The following is a 22,329-nucleotide window of genomic DNA, read 5'->3' as shown; positions in this document are numbered from 1 at the left end:
CCTCCCAGGAGACTTGATCAGCGGGCCAAGTCTCCCGGGAACGGAACCGGATGGGTAAGTGTCCTAAGGGGCGGACTAACGGGTGGTGTAGTTCGGCGCCTCGACGGTCATGGTGATGTCGTGCGGGTGGCTCTCCTTGAGCCCGGCCGCGGTGATCCGCACCAGCTGCGCCTCCTGCAGCTCGGGGATCGTCGACGCACCCGCGTAGCCCATCCCCGACCGCAGCCCGCCCACCAGCTGGTGGACGACGTTCGCGAGCGGCCCGCGGAACGGGATCCGCCCCTCGATGCCCTCGGGGACCAGCTTGTCCTCGCTCAGCACGTCGTCCTGGGCGTAGCGGTCCTTCGAGTACGACTTCGCCTCGCCGCGCGACTGCATGGCGCCCAGCGAGCCCATGCCGCGGTAGGTCTTGAACTGCTTGCCGTTGACCAGGATCAGGTCACCGGGCGATTCTGCGGTGCCCGCGAGCAGGCTGCCGAGCATCACCGTGGACGCGCCGGACGCGATCGCCTTCGCGATGTCACCCGAGTACTGGATGCCGCCGTCGCCGATGACCGGGATCCCGGCCGGGCGCGCCGCCTGGTCGGCCTCGTAGATCGCGGAGATCTGCGGCACGCCGACCCCGGCGACGATACGGGTGGTGCAGATGGAACCGGGGCCGACGCCGACCTTGATCCCGTCCGCGCCCGCGTCCACCAGCGCCTGCGCGCCGGCCCGGGTCGCGACGTTGCCGCCGACGATGTCGACGGTTTCGCCCAGTTCCTTCTTCAGCAGCGCGACGGTCTCGACGACGGCGCGGGAATGCCCGTGCGCGGTGTCGACCATCAGCACGTCCACTCCGGCGTCGGCCAGCGCCATCGCGCGCTTGTGCCCGTCCGGGCCGACCCCGACGGCGGCACCGACGATCAGGCGGCCGTTGGTGTCCTTCGAGGCGTTGGGGTACTGCTCGGTCTTGACGAAGTCCTTGACCGTGATCAGCCCGCGCAGCTTGCCCGCACCGTCGACGATGGGCAGCTTCTCGATCTTGTGGCGGCGCAGCAGCCCGAGCGCGGCCTCCGCGGTGACGCCGACCTGCGCGGTGACCAGCGGCGGCTTCGTCATCACCTCGTGCACCGCGCGGGTGTGGTCGACCTCGAACCGCATGTCGCGGTTGGTGATGATGCCCACCAGCGTCCCGGCGGCGTCCGTGACGGGCACGCCGGAGATCCGGAACCGCGCGCACAGGGCGTCGACCTCGGCGAGGGTGTCCTCGGGCGAGCACGTGACCGGGTCGGTCACCATGCCCGCTTCGGAGCGCTTGACGACCTCGACGGCGGCCGCCTGGTCGTCGATCGGCAGGTTGCGCTGCAGCACGCCCATCCCGCCCTGGCGCGCCATCGCGATGGCCATCCGGCCTTCGGTGACCGTGTCCATGGCGGCGGAGACCAGCGGGATGTTCAGGGTGACGTTGCGCGAGAGCCGGGTGCGGGTGCTGACCGCACTGGGCACCACGTCGGACTCGGCCGGCAGCAGCAGCACGTCGTCGAAGGTCAGCCCGAGCATGGCGAACTTGCTCGGGACGGGGGCGGTGACGCTGTCGCTGGTCATAGCAGGCGAAGGGCCTTCCTGGCGGTGATGGAGGGAAGCCGCCGTGGCTGGTGGCATCTTGGCGGGGGCCTGCTCCTCATGATATCCGGGCCGGGCGGCCGCCCGGCCCGGGTGGGCGCCCGGTAGCGTGCAGGCGTGCCGCAAGATGCGTTGCCCCCAGACCCGTTCGCGGATGACCCGGACGACCCGGCCCGCGCGTTCATCGACGACGCCGACCGGCTCGACGAGCCGATCAGCGACGAAGAGCGCACCGAGTTGCTGGCCGACCTCTCCGATCTCGCCGTGTACCAGGCGCTTCTCGAGCCGCGCGGAGTACGCGGGATCGTGGTCGACTGCGGTGAATGCGACGAACCCCACTATCACGACTGGCATCTGCTGCGCGCCAGTCTCGAGCAGTTGCTCGCCGACGGCCGCATGCGGCCGCACGAGCCCGCGTTCGATCCGAACCCCGGCGACTACGTGAGCTGGGACTACTGCCGCGGCTTCGCGGACGGTGTCACCGCCAACGAAAGCGCCTACTGAGCGCGTTTAGCCCGCTAAACGCGATCTGAGACGCCGAAGGGCCTGGTGAGAGAGATCTCACCAGGCCCTTTCGGCGTTCTGGGTGTTACGGCGTATCGACGGCGGCCGCGGGAGCCTGCGCTCCGGCACCCGGCGACGGTTCGTTCCGCGAGCCGCCCGGGTCGTTGCCCGAGGCCGGCGGCGTGGTCGACGTCGTGGGCGGCGGAGGCTCACTGGTCGTGGCCGGCGGAGTCGGCGAGGGAGTCGTGGTGCCCGGCAGCGACGTGCCGGGGTTGCCGCCTCCCGGCAGCGACGTCGGCGGAGCCGTCGGCTGCGGGGTGGGCTGCGGGGTGGTCGCGACCGGAGTCTGCGAAGGCGACTGCTGATCCGGGGGCAGCGGCTGCTGACCGGGGTTCTGCAGCTGAGCGCTCAACTGACGGTGCTGTTCGAGCAGCTGATCGCGGTTCTCTTCGTCGGTCACCTGGTTCAGCGCGGCCTGGGCCTCGTCGAGCGCCTTGCGTGCGTCGTCGAGGCGCCCGCCGGCGAGCGCGAGGTTGGCCTTCTCGAGATCGAGTTTGGCCGCCGCGGCGGCCTCGACCGACCGGGCGTGGTCGGCGTAAAGCACCTTGGTCAGGCCCCAGAGAGTGTCACCAGGCTGCGCGTCCTTCGCGGCGAGACCGGTACCGGCGAAGGCGATGGCCAGGACGGCCGCGGCTGCGGCCACCGGGACCAGCAGCCGGCGTCTTCCCCCGTGTTTACGGGCGAGCGCGGCGGTCTTCACGGTGACGACGGCGGTGTCGACGTCGACGAGTTCCGCCAGCGGCTCACTGTCGATGTCACGACGCCAGGCCAGCAGCAGGGCGTTGAGCTCTTGATCGCCGAGGTCGTCGGCCATCTTCGGATCCGAGCCGCCGAGAGCGTCGAGCAGCGCGTCATCGGCCTGGACGGCCGACAGATCAGCCGCGAACTCGGCTTCCGAGGGCGTCAGCCCTCTATCGAAAGCCGTCAGTTCACGATCGGTCCCAGGGGAGAACCGATGGTCGCGATCGGTCACTCAGATCACCTCCTCAGCGGCCAGAACCTTACGTAGGCGCGCGAGGGCGCGATGCTGGGCCACCCGGACGGCGCCGGGGGTGGACCCCACGGCCTCTGCCGTCTCTTCGGCGGACAATCCCACGACAACCCGCAGGACCACGATCTCACGCTGTTTGTCGGGAAGGACGCGCAGCAGCTGCGACATGCGCTCGTTCAGCTCGCCTTGGAGAGCACGCTGCTCGGGACCGACGCCGCCCTCGACCTCGTCGGGGACTTCGGCGACCGGTTCGGCGCGGTTGCGGGCCGCGGCGCGATGCGCGTCGGCCACCTTGTGCTGGGCGATCCCGTAGACGAAGGCCAGGAACGGGCGGCCCTGATCACGGTACGAAGGCAATGCCGTGAGCACCGCGAGACACACCTCCTGAGCAACGTCGTCTGCGGAAGCGAACGAACGCTCCTGCCTGCCAACCCGAGCGCGGCAGTACCGCACTACCAAAGGACGGATGGCCGCCAGCAACCGCTCGACCGCTTGAGGATCACCCTCAACAGCAGCGGCGACCGGCTCATCCAGTCCGTCCCCCACATTGGCCATCGCAGACAACAGTCCCAGTGTTACGTATAGGCGTGCAAAGAGTCCGGTGTGTGACTTCGGAGACCACTACCGGTGACAGCTACCGTACCGCCCGGGTCCGACACCTTCGCTGACGGCCGTCGTCGGCGCGCCGCCTTTTCCGGCGAGCACGCTGAACCCGGGTCTTCCTGGTTCCCTTCGCTCGTAGTCGAACTTTCAACGAGCCGGAACGCAGTGGGGTACGACGGTCCGCCCGGAGGCGGACTCGCTCGGGCAAGAGTGCCCGAGCGTCGAACATAAAAGCGCGAAGCGTGACAGGGAACACAGGTACGGGCCAGGGGTACTCCCCCGGCCCGTTCGTCACCCGTTCTGCAATCTGACCGATGAAATCAGGAAAGCGTTGTCAGGAAACAAGTCCACGGCGGAATCCGTGGGCGACCGCCTGAGCGCGGTCACGGACGCCGAGCTTGCGGAACAAGCGGCGCGCGTGGGTCTTCACGGTGTCTTCGGACAGGTACAGCTCGCGGCCGATCTGTCCGTTGCTCTTGCCCTGGCTCATCCCGCGGAGCACCTGGAGCTCGCGCTCGGTGAGCTGGACACCGGGGTCGGACGGCTGGCGCGGCGCCGGCACCGAGGTGCTGGCGAGGGTGTGCGCCAGTGCGGCGACCAGCTCGGGACGCGAGGCGTCCCAGCGCAGGTAGCCGCGCGCACCGCCGGCGATGGCGGCGGCGATGCTGCCCGCGTCGTCCGGGGCGCCGAACACGATCACGTTCGCTTGGGGGTTCGCAGAGACGAGCCGCCGGGTGGCTTCGACGCCAGTCGGGACAGCGCGCTGGGTTCCGACCAGCACGACGTCGACCGGCTGACGGGAGTACCGGGCCAGCAGCTCGTCACCGTGCGCTACGCAGTCGATGCGACTGACCCCTGGGACCGCGGACATCACTCGAGTGAGCCCTTCGCGGACACTGCGTCGGTCGTCGCAGATCAAGACCGTCGTCACGGGGTTTCCTTCCTGCAGCCGGGTGACATTCCACTTCCCCTATCGGACGCTTTAGCCCGAACCTTGACACGATCCGGTGGCTTTTTTTGAAAGTTCTTAGCCCGGTTGCCGGAATGGGCCCTCCAACAGGCTAGACGCCCTCAGAGGGGGACCCACGGAGATTCCCGGGCGAGCCACCTCCCGCAAGGATCCGCATGCCGTAACACTGCGTGCAACAGTTCGGCACTTCTGGATCGATACTCATCGGCGTGTCCTGCCCCGAAGTCCGCCTCGAGCAGGCATGCCACCCACAGAAGTGAATTGAATTCGTATTTCTCGGCGGTTTCACGCGCGCTCTCTACCAGCGCTTTCGCGCGATCCCGCTCAGCGGAACCGCCATTCGCGATCGTCACGGCGAGTACAAGGCTCGATTTGACGACATGTCGGCACGCGCCCCTGGCGCGCGCGGTTTCCCACGCCATTTCCGCCGGTGCGATGGCCGCCCCGGAAATGTTACCCGCCAGTTCGATTTCCGCGCCCACCCAACCGGCCCTGGTCCGGGTCCGCCAGTTGCCGCAGTGCACGCCCGCCCGCGCGACCAACCGCCGGGCGGCGGTCAGCCTGCCGCGCCCGAGGTTGTCCGCCGCGAGCCCCAGGAGGGCGTCCGCCCGCGCGCCCTCGGCGTCGAGCCCGTCTGGGTCGGGCTCGCCTGACGGCTCCGCGATCGCCAGCGCGAGCGCCTCGCCGTCGAGGACGAGCGCCGCCGCGTGCCCGCCCAGCTGCCGCCGATGCGACGCCAGCGTGCTCGCGGCCAGCGACGCGAACACCGGGCTGCCGTTCACGCGCAACCCGTTCAGCAGCGTCGCCGCCGCCGCGTACCGGCCGCGGGCGCCGAGCCCGATCGCGGCGAGCAACCGTCCGCGAGGCGACGCGGGCACCGCGAACGGGTCCGGCGGCGGCACGCCGTCACCGAACGCGGCGGACCGCAAGGACGATTCCATGCGTCCTTTCTATCGCCTCGCACCGACAAGAACGTGCTCGATCCGGTCGGCGGCGGTGGTCAGTTCGCCGAGCAGTTCGATCTTGTCCGGGAGGGTGGCGGGATCCCAGCCGGGACCGCACGCGAACAGCCTGCTGCGCTGACGGCCGCGGGACACCCTGGCGAACAGGCGCGGGTCCGCGGTCGCCCGCCGCCCCGACCACAGGACGACCGCCGCCGGCACACTGCGGCGGACGGTCACCGCGAGCACTTCGGCGGGCAGGGAGGCCCCGAACAGCTGGGCGCCGATCCGACGTCCCGCCAGCGCCGCGGCGAGCGCGTACATCGGCATGTTGTCGCGCTCGTCCGGGACGCAGGTCAGCAGGACCGGGCGTTGGTTACGCGGCTCGCGGAGCACCGGTGTCGCGCGGACGAGGGCGGCGTACACGCATTCGGCGAGCAGGTACTCGACCTCCGCTCCGGCGCTCACCCCGCGCCAGCGCGCGCCGAGCGCGGTCAGGACCGGCGACACGACACCGGTCCAGGCGGGCAGGACGCCGAGTTCGCGGATCGTGTCGGCGAGCATGCGCTGGACCGCGCCGAAATCCATCGCGAGCGCGGCCGTGCTCAACCGCCTGGCGAGGCGGGACGGGACGTCGTGATCTTCGGCGGCAGGCGCGGCGGCCTGCTCCGCCACTTGGACGGCGGCGGATTCCGGAGGCTCCGTCGCCATCCTGGGCATCTGCTCGAGTGCGTACTTCGCCGCTTCGGCCGTCGAGGCGCCGCGAAGGAGCGCGCGCTGCATCAGTTCGAGACGGCCGATGTCGGAGCTGCCGTAGCGGCGGTGACGGCCGTTGGTGTGGCGGCTCGGCCCTACGCCGTATCTGCGGTCCCAGGTGCGCAGGGTGGACGGTGCGACCCCGAGCCGGCGAGCGACGGAGGCCACCGGCAGGGTGGGTTCTTCACTGCTCGTCCGAGATCCCACTCGACCCAATATCCAGGCAGGCCGGGGCAGGGGCAACCGGAGCGGAAAGTACGGCTCACACATCCGGGGGATGCCTAACGGCTGAATCGTCTTGAATCTCTTGAACAAGTATTGGCGCGCTTCTAACGTTACCGCCGTTGCACCGAATGGAGTATCCGCAGCGCAGCAGAGCAGGTAAACGCTTCGACCGGATGACGGAGGCGGTCAGGATGGCGGACACACGCAGGCTCCCGGGGCCCAACGCGGATGTATGGGACTGGCAGCTCGAAGGGTCGTGCCGAGGCATGGACAGCGCGTCCTTCTTTCACCCTGACGGCGAGCGCGGGCCGGCCAGAGCCCGCCGCGAGGCGAGGGCCAAAGCCGTGTGCCTGGCCTGCCCGGTACTGGCGATGTGCCGGAACCACGCGCTCGCCGTGCACGAGCCGTACGGGATCTGGGGCGGGCTGTCGGAATCGGAACGCGAGCACATCATCAAGGCGGACAAGCGCACATTGAGCATGTCGAACGGCTGATCGGCCGGGTCGGCAACGCGGAAGGGCGGCATCCGGGTGGGGTGCCGCCCTTCCGCATGTCCGGGCACCGGATCGCGTTTAGCCCGCGAAACGCAGGTCAGCGGGGCCGGATCGCGTTTAGCCCGCGAAACGCAGGTCGGCGCGGGGATCCCGTCAGATCGCGGTTAGCCCGCGAAAGTCGCTCTGCCCGCGGTCGCGCCCTCCCCACGCCCGGATCGCGTTTCGCGGGCTAAACGCGATCCGGGCGTGGGAGGGGCGGGACAGCAAAACGGGGCGGCACTCCGAGTGGAGTGCCGCCCCGCTTCAGGGGTGGAACTAGTGCGCGTGGCCGTGACCGGCCGCGGCGGGCTCCTCCTCGACCGGCTTCTCGACGACGGAGCTCTCCGTCGTGAGCACGAGCCGGGCGATGGAAGCGGCGTTCGCCACCGCGGACCGGGTCACCTTGACCGGGTCGACGATGCCGGCGGCCAGCAGGTCGGTGAGCTCACCGGTGGCGGCGTTGAAGCCGTGCCCCCACTTCTGCTCCTGGACCTTGTTCACGATGACCGCGCCCTCGTGGCCCGCGTTGGTCGCGATCCAGAACAGCGGGGCGGACAGCGCGTCGCGGACGATGCGCACACCGGTCGCTTCGTCGCCCTCGAGGCCGAGGCCGCCGTCGAGCTCCTTGACCGCGTGCACGAGAGCCGAACCGCCGCCGGGCAGGATGCCCTCTTCGACGGCCGCCTTGGTCGAAGCCACGGCGTCCTCGATGCGGTGCTTGCGCTCGTTCAGCTCGGTTTCGGTGGCCGCGCCGACCTTGATCACCGCGACACCGCCGCCGAGCTTCGCCAGCCGCTCCTGCAGCTTTTCGCGGTCCCAGTCGGAGTCGGTGTTCTCGATCTCCTTGCGGATCTGCGCGACGCGGCCCGCGATGTCGTCCTTGGTGCCGGCACCGTCGACGAGCGTGGTGTCGTCCTTGGTGACGACGATCCGGCGGGCGTTGCCCAGCTGGGCCAGCGTGGTCTCGGACAGCTTGTGCCCGATCTCGGCCGAGATGACCTCACCACCGGTGACGACCGCGAGGTCGTCCAGGAACGCCTTGCGGCGGTCACCGAAGAACGGCGCCTTGACCGCGACGGCGGTGATCGTCTTGCGCAGCGAGTTCACCACGAGGGTGGACAGCGCTTCGCCGTCGACATCCTCGGCGATGATCAGCAGCGGCTTCTTGGCCTCGACGACCTTCTCCAGCACCGGGAGCAGGTCGGCCAGCGACGAGATCTTCTCGCGGACGAGCAGGATGTAGGCGTCCTCGAGGATCGCCTTCTGCTCCTCCGGGTTGGTCGCGAAGTGCGCCGACAGGAAACCCTTGTCGAACTGGACACCCTCGGTGATCACGAGCTCGGTCGCCAGCGTGGACGACTCCTCGATCGTGATGACGCCGTCTTCGCCGACCCGCTCGACGGCCTCGCCGAGCAGGGCGCCGATGGCCGCGTCACGCGAGGTGACGGTGCCGACCTGGGCGATGTTGTCGCGACCCTTGACCGGGGTCGCCTTCTCCTTGAGGACCGCGATGACCTTCTCCGCGGCGGCCTCGATGCCACGGCCGACGGCGGTCGGGTTGGCACCGGCGGCGACGTTGCGCAGGCCGACCTTCACCAGCGACTGCGCGAGCACGGTCGCGGTCGTGGTGCCGTCACCGGCGACGTCGTTGGTCTTGGTGGCGACGCTCTTGGCGAGCTGGGCGCCGAGGTTCTCGAACGGGTCGTCGAGCTCGATCTCGCGAGCGACGGTGACGCCGTCGAGGGTGATGGTCGGGCCACCGAACTTCTTGTCGAGCACGACGTGGCGACCGCGCGGGCCGAGGGTGACCTTGACCGCGTCGGCGAGCTTGTTCACCCCGCGCTCGAGCGCGCGACGAGCGTCCTCGTCGAAACTGATCTGCTTGGGCATGGCCTGTTCCGCTTACCTTCCAGTTCTAAAGCTCGGAAAACACGAACGCCCCGTTCCCCGGCAATGCGGGGCCCGGGGCGTCATGCGCTGAGAGCGGACGTCAGTTGATGACGGCCAGCACGTCGCGAGCGGAAAGGATCAAGTAGTCCTCACCGTTGTACTTCACTTCGGTGCCGCCGTACTTGGAGTAGATGACGACGTCGCCGACGGAAACGTCGAGCGGGACGCGGTTGCCCTTGTCGTCGATGCGGCCCGGGCCCACGGCCAGAACCTTGCCCTCCTGGGGCTTCTCCTTGGCGGTGTCGGGGATGACGAGGCCGGAAGCGGTCGTCTCCTCGGCCTCACTCGTCTGGACAACGATCTTGTCCTCGAGCGGCTTGATGTTCACGCTCACCGGGTTGACCTCCACGGTCGTCGAAAGCGTTGGCAGGATTAGTTACGGCTCCTACCACCCCCGCCGTCGCGGGTGCCGGGGCGTGTTCGGGCCGTGCAATTAGCACTCTAGCCATGTGAGTGCCAGCTTCGCAAGGAGGGTCCGCTCACCTTGTCCGCGAGCCCCTGACCGGCCGTTTTGTTCCGCCCCGGTTCCGCCGGAGCGCGTTTAGCCCGCGAAACGCAGGTCGGCGAGGTCGGTCACCAGGGCATCGGGGTCGAGGGCGGCGAGGGCCCGGCGCTTCGCCGGCGTTTTCGCGAGAGCGATCGAGGCGACACCGGCGGCACGAGCGGCCAGGATGTCCGCCGCCGAGTCGCCGACCATGACGCACTGCCCCGGCGACGTGCCGAGTGCCTTGACCGCCGCGTCGAGGAGCGCGGGTTCGGGCTTCAGCCGCGCCGGGTCGCTCGACGTCCGCGCGCTGATCCCGCGAACGAGCTCGGCGAGATCGTGCAGCCCCAGGAACGCCCTGACCGCGTCGACGGAGTTGTTGCTGACGATCGTCACCGTGAAGCCCTGCGCACGCCAGTCACGCAGCACGTCCGCGACCCCGGGCGACGGCGGGACCTGCGCGACCGCCTCCCCTTCGAGGCGGCTGAGCTGCCGCTCGACGACGTTCGCGGTGTTCGGCCCGCAAGAGACCGCGAACCGGAGTACGTCGAACGGATCGGCCGAGGCGATCACCTCGGGTTCGACGAGGCGTTTCAGCCTGTCGGACACCTCGCTCGCCGGCAGCCGGGCGAACACGTCGCACACCAGACCGTCGAAGTCGAGGAAGACGTGGTCCTTCCCCCACAGCAGCTCCCGCACCTCACCCATGCCTCCCACCTTGCCACCGACCTGCGTTTAGCCCCCTAATCGCGATCCGGAGGGGCCTTACGGACCAAGCCGGTTTCTGGTTAGGTTCCGACCATTGGGGTCGGTCCTGTTCAGCAGACCTAGTCACTGGGGGTATACGCCCATGCCGCGTCCCTTCCGTCCCGTTTCCCTCGCGCCGCCCCGGCGCCGGTCCAGACGGACCGCCGGGCTCGCGATCCTCAGCCTCACCGCCGGGCTCCTCGCCGCCGTCCCCGCTGAAGCCGCTCCGGCGGATCAACAGCGTCAGCGGGACTTCGCGGCCGCCGCGCGGGAGTTCGGCGTTCCCGAGAACGTCCTGCTCGGCGTCTCGTTCCTGGAGTCCCGCTGGGATTTCAACGCCGGCACCCCGAGCACGTCCGCCGGCTACGGCCCGATGCACCTGACCGACCTGCGCGAAGCGGGCACGGGCACGCATCACGACGACGGCGAGGAGGATCCGCGCGGAGACGACGCCCGCACGGCGAAACTCCCGGTGACGCCGGCGCCGAAGCCACCCCCGCCCGGTCTCCAGACCATCGACGAGGCGGCCACACTGATCGGCCAGGACGTCGCGACGCTGCGCACGAACACCACGCAGAACATCCGCGGTGGCGCCGCCCTGCTGGCGAAGTACCAGCGCGAAACCGGCGACTGGAGGGCCGCCGTCGCGCGCTACAGCGGCGCGAAGGACGCGGAGGGCGCGCAGTCCTTCGCCGACGAAGTCTTCGACACCATCTCCAAGGGCGTCAGCCGCAGGACCGACGACGGTCAGAACGTCACCCTCGCCGCGTCACCGGTGAGCCCGGCGCGCGCCGAGGCGGAAACCCCGAAGACGGAGTGCCCGAAGAAGGTCTCGTGCCTTTCGGTGCCGGCGCCGTACCAAGAGCTGCCGGACAACGACTACGGCAACCACGACAAGGCGGACCGGCCGAAGAGCCAAAAGGTCGAATACATCATCATCCACGACACCGAGGGCTACTGGGACACGGCGATGGACCTCGTCCGTGACCCGACCTACGTGAGCTGGCACTACACGATCCGTTCGTCGGACGGCCAGATCGCGCAGCACGTGCCGACCAAGGACGTCGCCTGGCACGCGGGCAACTGGTATGTCAACGCGAAGTCGGTCGGCATCGAGCACGAGGGCTTCGCCGCGAAGGGCACTTGGTACACGGAGGCGATGTACCGCACCTCCGCGAAGCTCGTCGGCTACCTCGCGCGGAAGTACGACATCCCGCTCGACCGCGCGCACATTCTCGGCCACGACAACGTCCCCGGCACCATCCCCTCGACCATCAAGGGCATGCACTGGGATCCGGGCCCGTACTGGGACTGGGCGCACTACTTCGACCTGATGGGCGCGCCGCTGTCCGGTTTCGGCCGCCCCGGTTCGCCGCTGGTGACCATCACGCCGGACTTCGCCACGAACCAGCCCGCGTTCACCGGCTGCGAGACCGCGGGAAAGCCTTGCCCGGCAAGGGGTTCCGGTTCGGTCGTGCTGCGCAGCGAGCCGAATGACGCGGCACCGCTGCTGAAGGACATCGGCCTGCGCCCGGACGGTTCGGCGAGCACGATGGCCGTTTCCGACATCGGCAGCCGCGCGGAGACCGGCCAGCGTTACGTCGTCGCCGAACGGCGCGACGGCTGGACGGCGATCTGGTACCTCGGCCAGAAGGGCTGGTTCCGCGACCAGCGCACGACGAGCCCGGCGTTCGGCCTGGTCGTCACGCCGAAGCCCGGCCTGGCGACCGTGCCGGTGTTCGGCCGCGCGTATCCCGAGGCGGAGGCGTACCCGGCGAACGTGCCGGTGCAGCAGGTGATCCCGCTGCCGTACACGTTCTCGGCCGGACAGCGGTACTCGCTCGGCAACGTCCTCGGTTCCGAGTACTACTCGGCGACGACGTTCGACCCGGCGAACCACGTGGTCGTCAAGGGCAAGACGAAGTACGTGCAGATCCAGTTCGGACACCGCATCGCCTTCGTGAAGGCGGACGACGTCCGGATCCTGCCCGCCGTCTGAAGCCGTCCCCGGGGTCAGGAGTCCAGCGCGACCTTGACCCCGGGGGCGTGCTCGGTGTTCCGCCGCGTCTTCGACCAGCCGTTGCGGCCGCGCACCAGCCGGAACAGCGCCCGCCACGACGTGATGTAGAACGTGTAGATGTACAGCGCGTAGGCGAAGCCCATCCCGAGTCCACGTAGGACATTGCGGCTCTTCAGGCATTTGAACTGGTAGATCGGGCCCCACACGATGAACGGCAGCAGCCCGAACGAGCCGTAGATCGCGAACAGGATCCACGCGCCGTCGTCGGCGAACCAGGTCCACACCTGCGCCGGATCCCCCGCGGTGCTGAAGAGCAGCAGGATGAACGGGATCGGGTACAGCAGCGAGCCGAGCAACTGCATCCAGGGCTGCGCGAGGTAGTACATCATCTCCGCCGCGCCCAGCGTGCTCACGTGCGGTGAATCCCAGATCCGCCGCAGATACCGCGAACACTGCATCGTGCCCTGGCCCCAGCGCGTGCGCTGCACCAGGAATCGACGCAGGCTGTACAGACCTTCCTGTTTCACATGGGAATCCGGCGTGTAGCCGGTCCGCCAGCCCGCGGTCAGCAGGTGCACGCCGAGTTCGAAATCTTCCAGCAGCGACCCACGCCACGGCTGCTCGTCCGATCCGGCGATCGAGTCCAATGCGGACAGTCGTGTGAACTGACCGTTGCCGCCCATGGAGATCGTGCCGGTGAACCCGCGCGAGGTCTGGATGGCCGCGATGGCCGTGCGGAACTCGAGATCCTGCATCTGGGCCAGTTTCAGCCCGAACGCGCGGGAGAACCAGTTCTTCCCCGGCGGACGGGTGCCCGCGTTGCCCATCCAGACGTCGAGTTGTACGGCGCCGATCGTCTCGTCGCCGAAGAGATGGTCCGCGGCGCACACCTCGAGGCAGTTCTCCGCCGGCCGTCCGTCCGCGTCGACGACCACGACGACCACGTCGTCACGGCTCGCGTCCGGCCCCATCCAGTCGTTGAGCGCCTGATAGGCCGCGTTGAGCGCGTCGCCCTTGCCCGTCCTCGCTTCCGGGCGACGGCGGGGGACGAGGTGGAGATACGGGTCGTAGCCGCCGTTGCGCCGCCAGATCGACCGGACCACCCGGGCCGTGCGGTCTTCGGAGTCGTCGTCGACGACCCAGACGTGCGCCTGCCGGAACGTCGAACGCAGGTACCGCACGGTTTCCCGGATGACGGTCTGTTCGTCCCGGCAGGGAACGAAGAAGTGCCAGGTGAAGTCGTCGGCGTCGCCGACGGGTGCGGGTTTGCGCCGCAGGTACGGCACGACGATCACGACGACGTAGACGATGAACGCCACGCTCATGGTGAGCGCGAAGGCCTGCGTGATCGCGAGAAGGATCTTGATCGAGCCGCCGCCCATCAGGCGGTCCCGCGTTCGGCGCGGGGCTTGCGGGTGCTCAGCCAGACGAACAGGACGAGGGCGACCGCGCCGCCGAGGACGCTGACCATCGAGCCGAGCAAGGTGTGACCCCAGTAATAACCCTCGTCGATACCCATCACGTTCACGAGACCGACGATGGCCAAAACCCTCATCTGATTGACAAGAATGACGACGATCGCGGAAATGAGCAACGAAGTGAAGAGCCGCTTCGCATTTTTCGGACGGAAATACAACATGACGGCGGTCACCAGGAGCAGCGGCAGCAACATGAATGCCGACGAGCATTCCGGAGTCATTCTTAACCCGAGTGGAGTATCGCCCGACAACCCAAAGTAGACAGTCTCGCGTTCACCGGCGACGAAGACACCCGATGTGGTGATGACCCGCAGTATCAGGCCCGAGAGCTGGACCTCGAACACCCGGTACAGACGTTCGGCCAGCACCAGGCCGACCGCGACGGCGATCACCGCCGGCACCGCCATACGCAGGGTAAACCGGTGGTGACTCGGCAAAGGAGCGCTCGCAACGGCCACGGTGACCCTCTCAGGAAAGACGCAGCAGACGACGGGGATCCGGCACAGCGGACAGGAACTCGCCGACGAGCGTAAGTCAGCGAGAACCGGCCCTTTCGACCGGGGTTCGCATTTCCAACGTGATCATGGGCCCTTTCGGCACGATCGTGGAAAAACTGACTAGGCCGAAAGGGTGAAGCATCCGGCGACCTGCGGGAAATGTCCGCAAGACCACCTGATCCGGTGATCCTCGCAGTTTTCTGTTCAATTTAAGAAACACTCGGCGATAGACGATCCGCGAGCCGAGTCAGGCCAGCTGAGGATTCGTCCGCGACGGTTGTGCCTTCGTGCCGACCGCAGATCCAGAGAAACTCCCCCACGAATCAATTCGGAGGACCAGTTGAAGAACACGCACCTCTTGCGACGAGGCGGAGTACTCGCCGCTGTGGTGGCGAGCGTGGCTCTCGCCGGTGCGGTGCCCGCCTCGGCGGCCCCCGGCGACGGCTCCGCGTATGGCGTCAAGGTCGATGTGAAGCTCCTCGGCCTCGACGCGGTGAAGGCCGGGCCGCTCGCCGAGGCGAAGACCTCCGGGCCGACCACCAACAGCCTCGCGAAGGCCGACCTCACCGGCGTGCTGACCGCGGGCGCGATCAACACCGAGGCCAAGCGCGACGACAACTCCGGTGCCGTGACGGCCAAGGCCAGCACCGCCGACGTCGGCTTGCCGCTGCTGAAGGGCGCCCTCGGCGACGTCGGCGTCAAGGTCGTCGAAGCGACCTGCACCGCGACCCAGAAGGGTGTGCAGGGCGCTACCAACCTGGTCGGCGCGAACTTCGGCAGCGCGGGCGCGGTCGACGCGACGCCCGCCCCGAACACGCAGATCAAGGTCGGCCTCGGCACGGTCAACGTCGCGACGATCATCCTGAACGAGCAGATCAAGAACCCCGACGGCAGCCTCACGGTCAACGCCATCCACGTGAAGCTGCTCGGTGACGCCCTCACCCCGCTCGGTTCCGGCGACGTGATCGTCTCGTCGGCGACCTGCGGTCCGGCCGGTCTGCCCGTGCCGCTCGCTTCGGGCGCGGGACTGTGGATCGGTCTCGGCCTGCTCGGTGCCGTCGCCATCCCGGTCGGCATCCGCGTGGTCCGCAACCGGCGTCCGGCGACCACCGCCTGACCAGGGTGAAGTGAGGTCGAAATGTACAAGTTGCCTGGCGCCGGTGTCGGCGTCGCCGGTGGCGGGGTGGGTGCCCTCGCCGCCACCGGGGCCGATGTCGGCTGGTGGCTGGCCGTCGGCGTGATCCTGCTGGTTCTCGGAACCATCGCGGTCATCGCGGGCTACCGCCGCACGAAACGGCTCGGCGAGATGGGGAGCTGACCCTCCCCTGGACGGAACGGCCGCCGGCGTGGGCCCCTCGCACGCCGGCGGCCGGCACCCGCGTTGTGCGGGACACTCGAAACGTGGATGAGGAGCGCGAACGCGTGGATGTGATGTTGCTGGCCGGGACGCGGCCGGAGGCGGTCAAGCTCGCGCCGCTGGCACTGGCACTGGCGGAGCACCCGCACCTACGGCCCTTCGTCGTCCACAGTGGACAGCATCCGGGCATGGTCGAACAGGCGCTGATCCCGTTCGGCCTGCCTGTCGACGCCTGGCTCGACACTCCGCCCAGGACCACCGGCACCCAGGCGGAACTGGTTTCCGGCCTGCTTCCCGCGCTCGACGAGGTGCTGCGCCGGGTCGCGCCGGCCGCGATCGTCGTCCAGGGCGACACGACGACGGGACTCGCGGGCGCGCTCGCCGCGTTCTGGCAGGGCATCCCGGTCGTGCATCTGGAAGCGGGACTGCGCACCCACGACCTCGCCGCGCCGTTCCCCGAAGAGGGGACGCGGCAGATGATCTCGCGCATCGCCGCCCTGCATCTCGCGCCGACGCCGGGCGCCGCGGCCGCGCTGCGTACGGAAGGTGTTCCGCGCCAACGGATCGCCGTCACCGGAAACACCGTCGTCGACGCCGTGATCGCGATCGCCGAACGTGATCTCCCCGCGCGGGACACCGCGCTCGCCTTGCTGGAGATGGAGATCGCCGAGGCGGGCGAGCGTCTCGTCCTCGTGACGTCGCACCGGCGCGAGTCGTGGGGCGAACCGTTGAGCCGCACGCTCGCGGCCATCGAACTGATCGTCGCGGAACACAGCGACGTCCAGGTGCTGTTCCCGGTGCATCCCAATCCGGCCGTGCGGGATCAGGTGACGGCCGCGCTCGGCGGGACGCCGAGGGTGACGATCACCGAACCGCTCGAATATCCCGATCTCGTGCGGGCGCTGCGGCTCGCCGAGCTCGTCCTGACCGATTCCGGTGGTATCCAGGAGGAAGCGCCGACGTTCGGTACACCCGTCCTCGTGCTTCGCGACGTCACGGAACGACGCGAAGCGATCGAGGCCGGCTGTGCCTGGCTGGTCGGGACGGACACCGGTCTCATCGCCGACACCGCGGCGAAGATCCTGCGTGGCGACCTGCATCCGACGCACGCCGGAAACCCTTACGGGGACGGCAATGCCGCCGCCTTGTCGGTGGCGGCGCTGGAGGAGCTGCTCAATCTCGCCCCGGCGCCGCGCACCGCCGCCGAATCCCGCTAGATCGAGACGATCTGCACCGGCAGGGCCGGGTTGGCGGAGAAGTCGAGCGAGGCTCGCGGCCGTCCGGCGGCGACCACGTGCGCGCCGAGCGCGGCGATCATCGCGCCGTTGTCCGTGCACAGCCTCGGCCGCGGGACACGCAGGGTGATCCCGGCTTCGGCGCAGCGCTCGGCGGCGAGTTCGGACAGTCGTGAATTCGCCGCCACGCCACCGGAAATCACCAGCGTGTCCACGCCGTGTTCCTTCGCCGCGCGGATCGCCTTCATGGTGAGGACGTCGGCGACGGCCTCCTGGAACGACGCGGCGACGTCGTCGACAGGGATGTCCTCGCCGCGACGTTCGGCGCCCTCGACCCAGCGCGCGACCGCGGTTTTCAAGCCGGAGAAGGAGAAGTCGAACTTGGCGTCGCGCGGCCCGGTCATCCCCCGGGGGAACGCGATGGCCGCGCCGTCGCCGTTCTTGGCGGCCTTGTCGATGGGCGGGCCGCCCGGGTACGGGAGCCCGAGGACGCGGGCGACCTTGTCGTAGGCCTCGCCCGCGGCGTCGTCCACAGTGGACCCGAGCTCGGTGATCTCGGAGGCGATGTCGTCCACCAGCAGCAATTGCGTGTGCCCGCCCGAGACGAGCAGGGCGAGGCAACGCTCGGGCAACGGGCCGTGCTGGAGCGTGTCGACGGCGATGTGCCCGGCGAGGTGGTTGACGCCGTAGAGCGGGATGTCGAGCGCGGCGGCGTACGCCTTGGCGGCGGCGACGCCGACGAGCAGCGCACCGGCGAGACCGGGGCCGGCGGTGACCGCGATGGCGTCCACATCGGACAGTTTCAGCCCGGCCTTGTCGAAGGCGCGTTCAACCGTCGGGACCATCGCCTCCAGGTGCGCGCGGCTGGCGACCTCGGGCACGACGCCGCCGAAGCGGGCGTGCTGGTCGACGCTGGAGGCGACCTCGTCGGCGAGGAGTTCGACCGTGTCGTCGTCGTGCAGGCGGACGAGACCGACACCGGTCTCGTCGCACGAACTCTCGATGCCCATGATGATGCGCGGCATCAGCCCGCCACCTCGTCTCGGACCTGGGCCCGCGGGCGGACCATCGTGTAGGCGTCGGCGCCGGAAGGCTGGTAGTAGCGCTTCCGGAGGCCGACGCGTTCGAAACCGTGTCGCTCGTAGAGCGTGATCGCCGCGTCATTGTCGGTGCGGACTTCGAGGAAGACCGGCGCGGCGAGCTCGTCCGCGCGGTCGAGGAGCGCTTTCAGCAAGCTGGTGCCGATGCCCTGGCGCTGGTGGGCAGGGTCGACGCCGATCGTGTGGATGCTCGCCTCGTAGTCGCCGCGGCGGCCGACGACGGCGAGCCCGGCGTACCCGATGACCTCGTCGGTTTCATCCGGACGGGCGACGAGATAGTGGCCGCCGGCGTCGAGCTCCGCGTGGAAGGCGTAGGCGGTCCAGGGCGAATCGCCGGGGAAGAGGATCTTCTCTATCTCGACACAGCGCGGGATGTCCTTGCGGCGTAAGGGTTCCAGCCTCACGGCGTGGTCACCTTCTTGCGCGCGGCCGGTTCGACGGCGTCGGGGCGGCGGAGGTAGAGCGGGGTGAGCGGCGCGGGCTCTTGGTCGAAGTCGGCTGCCTTGACCAACCCGAGAGGCGACGGGAAGCGCGGTTCGATCGGCTGGACGTCGAGGGCGTCCGCGTAGAGGAGGGCGCCGTCGCCCGCCGCGACCTTGATGGTGGTCTGGAGGTCGGCGGGGCGTTCGACGTGGGGGCCGTCCGTCCGGGAGCCGTCGGCGGCGTACGCGGCCCAGTAGACCTCGCGGCGCCTCGCGTCGGTGAGGACGAGGAAGGGCGCTTCGCCTGGGGCGACGTCGGCGGCGATCGCGTCGAGGCTGCAGACCGGGTAGGCGGGGATGCCGAGGGCGTGGGCGAGCGACGCGGCGGTGGCCATACCGGCGCGAAGGCCGGTGAAGGGGCCGGGGCCGACGCCGCAGACGATGGCGTCGAGGTCGCGAAGCGTGACGCCCGCGGCCTTGACGGCTTCGAGGGCGTGCGGCGTGATCAGCTCGCCGTGGGCGCGCGGGTCGACCGTGACGCGGTCGCCGCGTGACTCGAGGGCGTCGCCGTCCAGGGCGACGAGGCCCGCGGTGACCGCCGGGGTCGAGGTGTCGATGGCCAGTACCAGCACGGTTACCCAGCCTACGACCAGCGCCCCGGAGCGCGTTTAGCGGGCTAAACGCGATCGGGTGGCGCGGCCGCTCCCCTGGCACCGGAGCGCGTTTAGCCCGCTAAACGCGATGCGCACCGGGCCTGCCGCCGGACCCCGCGCCCCCGCCCACCGGATCGCGATTAGGGGGCGAAACGCGATCTGGCTCCCCCACCTTGCGGATCGCAGTTAGCCCGCGAAAGGCGAGTCGGCGGGCCTCCACCTTCAGGACCCACAGATCGCGATTAGGGGGCTAAACGCAGGTCGGGCGGGGCGTGTGAAGCAGGTCGCAGGGCGGGGGGTGGCCTGCGCGGTACGGTTCCGAAAGCGGGGTTCCTTGGCTCCAAGCGCCCCGGCCGGCGGAGTCGAGCAGGAGGTCACACGGTGCCCGATCGGTTGTTCCCCACGCTGGCGAGCGGCCCCGACAAGGAGGCGCTCCGCTTCGGCGACACCTCCCTCACCTACGCCGACGTGGCGGCCATCGCCGGCACGCTCGCCCGCGACCTGCCGGACGGCCGCGTCGCCGTCTGGGCGACGCCCTCGGTGCACACCAGCGTCGTCGTGATCGCCGCCCTGCTCGCGGGCGTCCCCGCCATCCCGCTCAACCCGAAGATCGGCGAGCGCGAACTCTCGCACATCCTCACCGACAGCGAACCCGTCCTCGTCCTCGCCGAGCCGGGCGTCGACCTGCCCGCCGGTCTCGACGGACTGCCGCGACGCGACATCGTTCTCGAAGGCGCACCGGTCGATCTCCCCGCGGAACCGGACGCCGAAACCCCGGCACTGATCGTCTACACCTCCGGCACCACCGGCCCACCCAAGGGCGTCGTCCTCCCCCGGCGCGCGATCGCGAACACCCTCGACGCGCTCGAGGACGCCTGGGAGTGGACCGCCGACGACGTCCTCGTCCACGGACTCCCGCTGTTCCACGTGCACGGCCTGATCCTCGGCATCCTCGGGCCGCTCCGGCGCGGCGGCTCGGTCCGGCATCTCGGTCGCTTCTCCACCGAAGGCGTCGCGCGCGAGCTCGCCACCGGCGCGACGATGATGTTCGGCGTCCCGACGATGTACCACCGCATCGCGGGCGAAGTCGGCGAAAACCCTTCGCTCGCCAAGGCGCTGAGCAGTGCCCGGCTGCTCGTGTCCGGATCGGCCGCGCTGCCCGTCCACGACCATCAGCGCATCACCGCGGCGACCGGCAGGCGCGTGATCGAGCGCTACGGGATGACCGAGACCCTCATGAACACCAGCATCCGCGCCGACGGCGAGCACGTTCCCGGAACCGTCGGCGTCCCGCTGCGCGGCGTCGATCTGCGCCTCGTCGACGAAGCGGGCAAGCCCGTCGAGGAGGTCGAGACCGTTGGCGAGATCCAGGTCCGCGGGCCGAACCTGTTCACCGAGTACCTCAACCGTCCCGACGCCACCGAAGCCGCTTTCGACGACGGCTGGTTCAGGACCGGCGACATGGCGACTCGCGACGCGGCCGGATACGTGAAGATCGTCGGCCGGAAGGCGACCGATCTGATCAAGAGCGGCGGCTACAAGATCGGTGCGGGCGAGATCGAGAACGCGCTCATGGAGCATCCCGGTGTCGCCGAGGTCGCCGTGACCGGCGAGCCCGACGACGATCTCGGCGAGCGCATCGTGGCCTGGGTGGTGCCCGAGGGAGAACGTCCGACGGAGTCGGAGCTCGCCGACCATGTCTCACGCCTGTTGTCGCCGCACAAACGTCCGCGGGTGGTCCGCTATCTGGAGGCGTTGCCGCGCAACGACATGGGCAAGGTCATGAAGCGGGCGCTCGGATGAGCAGGCCCTCGGCGCGGTCTGTCATCAAGGAGATCGCGACCGGTTTCGAGGATCTGGACGTTCCGCGTTCCGAGGAGCCGGACGACGGGCCGATCGGCTGGCCGGGTTATCGCTCGGCTCGTGAAGCCGCCGAGGAACGGACCGGCGAGAGCGAGTCCGTGCTCTGTGGGACCGCCATGATCGGCGACGTCGAGGCGGTGCTGATCGCTTTCGAGTTCGGCTTCCTTGGCGGATCGATCGGCAGGCGGACCGGTGATCGCGTCGAGGCGGCGTTCGCGCGGGCCGTGACTTCCCGGTTGCCGGTGGTGTCGCTGATCGCGACCGGCGGCAGCCGCATGCAGCACGGGATGCGAGCGCTTTCGCAGTTGCAGCGCATCGCGCGGGCGGCGGCCGGGGCCCGGTCGGTGCCGCAGATCTCGGTGCTGCGCGATCCGACCACAGGTGGCGGCTGGGCGACGCTCGGTGCGAGCGCCGACGTCGTCCTCGCGCTGCCCGGGGCGCAGGTCGGCTTCGCCGGTTCTCGCGTGCGGCCCGCCGGCGCGTCCCCGGAGGCGTACACGGCGGAGGCGAAGCTCGCGTGGGGCCAGGTGGACCAGATCGTGACGCCGGCCGAACTTCCTTCGGCGTTGGAACGGTGGCTGCGCCTGCTGACTTCGTCGACTGCGGAAGCCGCCGAGCCGCCCGGAGCGCTCGGATCCACGGACCTGCCCGACAGTGGATGGGATGCGGTCCAGGCGGCACGCTCCGCTGAGCGACCGAGGGCTGCGGAGTACCTCGACGCGTACTTCGACTGGCGAGAGGAGCTCTCGGGCGACAGGTGCGGCGGAGTCGACTCGGGCGTCTTGTGCGGCTTCGGCTGGCGAAGCGGCCGGGCGATCGCGTACGCGGCACAGTGCGGAACGGCGACGCTGCCCGCGGGGTTCCGGACCGCGGCGCGTTTGGTGCGGCTCGCGTCGAGGCTCGGGATCCCGGTGCTCACCCTCGTCGACACCCCCGGAGCGGCGAACGACGAGGCGGCCGAGCGGGCCGGTGCGGGCGCGGCCATCGCGGAGTTGTTCGAGGCGGTCGCGAGCGCGGCCGTGCCGATCACGACGCTGGTGATCGGGGAAGGCGGGTCCGGGGGCGCGCTCGCGTTCGCGGCGCCGGGGTCGACCTGGGTGACACCCGACGCGTACTTCTCGGTGACGTCCCCCGAGGCGGCCGCGGCGATCCTCAAGCTGCCCGCCGACGAAGTCCCCGCACTCGCCGACCGGCTGCGGCTACGCCCCCAAGACCTGGTCGACCTGGGAATCGCGCGTTCCGTCGTACGCCCCGCGGATCGCGTTTAGCCCGCGAAACGCAGGTCGTCCCGCCCAGATCGCGATTAGGGGGCGAAACGCAGGTCGGCCGGCCGGA

General features: G+C 69.6%; 22 protein-coding genes. 8 read left to right on the top strand and 14 right to left on the bottom strand.

Annotation, left to right across the window (positions count from 1 at the left end; genetic code table 11):
• Nucleotides 1-75 precede the first annotated feature (75 nt).
• On the bottom strand, nt 76-1,587 hold the full coding sequence (guaB, locus tag DMC64_RS04705) for an IMP dehydrogenase (RefSeq protein WP_016331163.1): 1,512 nt from the start codon (nt 1,585-1,587) through the stop codon (nt 76-78).
• A 135-nt stretch (nt 1,588-1,722) separates the two neighbouring features.
• Between guaB and DMC64_RS04700 the strand changes: the two genes are divergently transcribed.
• Nucleotides 1,723-2,109, top strand: coding sequence for a DUF5319 domain-containing protein (locus tag DMC64_RS04700; RefSeq protein WP_005166667.1), 387 nt, complete (start codon nt 1,723-1,725; stop codon nt 2,107-2,109).
• 85 nt (nt 2,110-2,194) lie between these two features.
• Here the strand turns inward: DMC64_RS04700 and DMC64_RS04695 are convergent, their stop codons facing one another.
• The 5 genes from DMC64_RS04695 to DMC64_RS04675 form a co-directional block, all read right to left on the bottom strand.
• Entirely contained in the window at nt 2,195-3,142 is a 948-nt protein-coding gene (locus DMC64_RS04695; RefSeq protein ID WP_199754876.1) for an anti-sigma-D factor RsdA, read from the bottom strand.
• Nucleotides 3,143-3,715, bottom strand: coding sequence for a sigma-70 family RNA polymerase sigma factor (locus DMC64_RS04690; protein WP_026467317.1), 573 nt, complete (start codon nt 3,713-3,715; stop codon nt 3,143-3,145).
• A gap of 382 nt (nt 3,716-4,097) precedes the next feature.
• On the bottom strand, nt 4,098-4,694 hold the full coding sequence (locus DMC64_RS04685; protein ID WP_003073605.1) for a response regulator transcription factor: 597 nt from the start codon (nt 4,692-4,694) through the stop codon (nt 4,098-4,100).
• 140 nt (nt 4,695-4,834) lie between these two features.
• Entirely contained in the window at nt 4,835-5,674 is an 840-nt protein-coding gene (locus DMC64_RS04680; protein ID WP_125732215.1) for a hypothetical protein, read from the bottom strand.
• Nucleotides 5,675-5,683: 9 nt separating this feature from the next.
• On the bottom strand, nt 5,684-6,598 hold the full coding sequence (locus DMC64_RS04675; RefSeq protein WP_370323665.1) for a MerR family transcriptional regulator: 915 nt from the start codon (nt 6,596-6,598) through the stop codon (nt 5,684-5,686).
• A gap of 230 nt (nt 6,599-6,828) precedes the next feature.
• Here DMC64_RS04675 and DMC64_RS04670 point away from each other — a divergent pair, with 230 nt between their 5' ends.
• Nucleotides 6,829-7,149 (top strand): WhiB family transcriptional regulator, encoded by a 321-nt coding sequence (locus DMC64_RS04670; RefSeq protein WP_007031108.1) that lies wholly within the window; start codon nt 6,829-6,831, stop codon nt 7,147-7,149.
• A 315-nt stretch (nt 7,150-7,464) separates the two neighbouring features.
• On the opposite strand, the gene groL is transcribed toward DMC64_RS04670, so the two are convergent.
• The 3 genes from groL to DMC64_RS04655 all read right to left on the bottom strand — a co-directional run bounded on the left by groL (nt 7,465) and on the right by DMC64_RS04655 (nt 10,330).
• Nucleotides 7,465-9,078, bottom strand: a complete 1,614-nt coding sequence (gene groL, locus DMC64_RS04665) for a chaperonin GroEL (RefSeq protein ID WP_037332565.1) — start codon at nt 9,076-9,078, stop codon at nt 7,465-7,467.
• Between the two features lie 100 nt (nt 9,079-9,178).
• Nucleotides 9,179-9,472 (bottom strand): co-chaperone GroES, encoded by a 294-nt coding sequence (gene groES / locus DMC64_RS04660; RefSeq protein ID WP_007031106.1) that lies wholly within the window; start codon nt 9,470-9,472, stop codon nt 9,179-9,181.
• A gap of 207 nt (nt 9,473-9,679) precedes the next feature.
• Nucleotides 9,680-10,330, bottom strand: coding sequence for an HAD family hydrolase (locus tag DMC64_RS04655; protein ID WP_125732211.1), 651 nt, complete (start codon nt 10,328-10,330; stop codon nt 9,680-9,682).
• 142 nt (nt 10,331-10,472) lie between these two features.
• On the opposite strand from DMC64_RS04655, the gene DMC64_RS04650 reads away from it, so the two are divergent.
• Entirely contained in the window at nt 10,473-12,368 is a 1,896-nt protein-coding gene (locus DMC64_RS04650) for an N-acetylmuramoyl-L-alanine amidase (RefSeq protein WP_125732209.1), read from the top strand.
• 14 nt (nt 12,369-12,382) lie between these two features.
• On the opposite strand, the gene DMC64_RS04645 is transcribed toward DMC64_RS04650, so the two are convergent.
• Together DMC64_RS04645 and xrtP are read right to left on the bottom strand one after the other, a co-directional pair.
• On the bottom strand, nt 12,383-13,771 hold the full coding sequence (locus tag DMC64_RS04645; protein WP_037332573.1) for a glycosyltransferase: 1,389 nt from the start codon (nt 13,769-13,771) through the stop codon (nt 12,383-12,385).
• The gene (gene xrtP / locus DMC64_RS04640; protein WP_125732862.1) at nt 13,771-14,274 is read right to left on the bottom strand and encodes an exosortase P; all 504 of its coding nucleotides are present in this window, start codon (nt 14,272-14,274) and stop codon (nt 13,771-13,773) included. Before xrtP ends, DMC64_RS04645 begins: the two co-directional genes overlap by 1 nt.
• Nucleotides 14,275-14,704: 430 nt before the next feature.
• On the opposite strand from xrtP, the gene DMC64_RS04635 reads away from it, so the two are divergent.
• From DMC64_RS04635 to wecB, 3 genes are all read left to right on the top strand, one after another.
• Nucleotides 14,705-15,481 carry a choice-of-anchor P family protein gene (locus tag DMC64_RS04635; RefSeq protein WP_037332577.1) on the top strand — a complete coding sequence of 259 codons (777 nt, stop codon included), beginning with the start codon at nt 14,705-14,707 and terminating at the stop codon, nt 15,479-15,481.
• 21 nt (nt 15,482-15,502) lie between these two features.
• Nucleotides 15,503-15,682 (top strand): LPXTG cell wall anchor domain-containing protein, encoded by a 180-nt coding sequence (locus DMC64_RS04630; protein ID WP_007031099.1) that lies wholly within the window; start codon nt 15,503-15,505, stop codon nt 15,680-15,682.
• A gap of 104 nt (nt 15,683-15,786) precedes the next feature.
• Nucleotides 15,787-16,938, top strand: a complete 1,152-nt coding sequence (gene wecB / locus DMC64_RS04625) for a non-hydrolyzing UDP-N-acetylglucosamine 2-epimerase (protein WP_125732859.1) — start codon at nt 15,787-15,789, stop codon at nt 16,936-16,938.
• On the opposite strand, the gene tsaD is transcribed toward wecB, so the two are convergent.
• Genes tsaD through tsaB form a run of 3 tightly spaced genes read right to left on the bottom strand, consistent with a single transcriptional unit; the run spans nt 16,935 to nt 19,110 of the window.
• Nucleotides 16,935-17,981, bottom strand: a complete 1,047-nt coding sequence (gene tsaD / locus DMC64_RS04620; protein ID WP_125732207.1) for a tRNA (adenosine(37)-N6)-threonylcarbamoyltransferase complex transferase subunit TsaD — start codon at nt 17,979-17,981, stop codon at nt 16,935-16,937. The two genes, wecB and tsaD, sit on opposite strands and share 4 nt — an antisense overlap.
• Entirely contained in the window at nt 17,981-18,460 is a 480-nt protein-coding gene (rimI, locus tag DMC64_RS04615; protein WP_125732205.1) for a ribosomal protein S18-alanine N-acetyltransferase, read from the bottom strand. The genes tsaD and rimI overlap by 1 nt, the downstream gene beginning before the upstream one ends.
• The gene (gene tsaB, locus DMC64_RS04610) at nt 18,457-19,110 is read right to left on the bottom strand and encodes a tRNA (adenosine(37)-N6)-threonylcarbamoyltransferase complex dimerization subunit type 1 TsaB (RefSeq protein ID WP_125732203.1); all 654 of its coding nucleotides are present in this window, start codon (nt 19,108-19,110) and stop codon (nt 18,457-18,459) included. The genes rimI and tsaB overlap by 4 nt, the downstream gene beginning before the upstream one ends.
• A gap of 402 nt (nt 19,111-19,512) precedes the next feature.
• Here tsaB and DMC64_RS04605 point away from each other — a divergent pair, with 402 nt between their 5' ends.
• Nucleotides 19,513-20,934: an acyl-CoA synthetase gene (locus tag DMC64_RS04605; protein ID WP_125732201.1), complete on the top strand. Its 1,422-nt coding sequence runs from the start codon at nt 19,513-19,515 to the stop codon at nt 20,932-20,934.
• Nucleotides 20,931-22,262 (top strand): carboxyl transferase domain-containing protein, encoded by a 1,332-nt coding sequence (locus DMC64_RS04600; RefSeq protein ID WP_125732199.1) that lies wholly within the window; start codon nt 20,931-20,933, stop codon nt 22,260-22,262. The genes DMC64_RS04605 and DMC64_RS04600 overlap by 4 nt, the downstream gene beginning before the upstream one ends.
• Nucleotides 22,263-22,329 lie beyond the last annotated feature (67 nt).

The organism is Amycolatopsis sp. WAC 04197, from assembly GCF_003947475.1.
Taxonomy (GTDB): Bacteria; Actinomycetota; Actinomycetes; order Mycobacteriales; family Pseudonocardiaceae; genus Amycolatopsis; species Amycolatopsis japonica.
Note: the sequence above shows the minus strand (reverse complement) of the source record. Positions and strands in the feature narration are given on the sequence as shown.

Bases quoted from the DNA above. Each gene is read 5' to 3' on its own strand.
- tsaD (WP_125732207.1), bottom strand. From the start codon at position 17,981: ATGCCGCGCATCATCATGGGCATCGAGAGTTCGTGCGACGAGACCGGT.
- DMC64_RS04690 (WP_026467317.1), bottom strand. From the start codon at position 3,715: ATGGCCAATGTGGGGGACGGACTGGATGAGCCGGTCGCCGCTGCTGTT.
- DMC64_RS04670 (WP_007031108.1), top strand. From the start codon at position 6,829: ATGACGGAGGCGGTCAGGATGGCGGACACACGCAGGCTCCCGGGGCCC.
- DMC64_RS04645 (WP_037332573.1), bottom strand. From the start codon at position 13,771: ATGGGCGGCGGCTCGATCAAGATCCTTCTCGCGATCACGCAGGCCTTC.
- xrtP (WP_125732862.1), bottom strand. From the start codon at position 14,274: ATGGCGGTGCCGGCGGTGATCGCCGTCGCGGTCGGCCTGGTGCTGGCC.
- DMC64_RS04680 (WP_125732215.1), bottom strand. From the start codon at position 5,674: ATGGAATCGTCCTTGCGGTCCGCCGCGTTCGGTGACGGCGTGCCGCCG.
- DMC64_RS04655 (WP_125732211.1), bottom strand. From the start codon at position 10,330: ATGGGTGAGGTGCGGGAGCTGCTGTGGGGGAAGGACCACGTCTTCCTC.
- DMC64_RS04630 (WP_007031099.1), top strand. From the start codon at position 15,503: ATGTACAAGTTGCCTGGCGCCGGTGTCGGCGTCGCCGGTGGCGGGGTG.
- DMC64_RS04650 (WP_125732209.1), top strand. From the start codon at position 10,473: ATGCCGCGTCCCTTCCGTCCCGTTTCCCTCGCGCCGCCCCGGCGCCGG.
- groL (WP_037332565.1), bottom strand. From the start codon at position 9,078: ATGCCCAAGCAGATCAGTTTCGACGAGGACGCTCGTCGCGCGCTCGAG.
- guaB (WP_016331163.1), bottom strand. From the start codon at position 1,587: ATGACCAGCGACAGCGTCACCGCCCCCGTCCCGAGCAAGTTCGCCATG.
- DMC64_RS04600 (WP_125732199.1), top strand. From the start codon at position 20,931: ATGAGCAGGCCCTCGGCGCGGTCTGTCATCAAGGAGATCGCGACCGGT.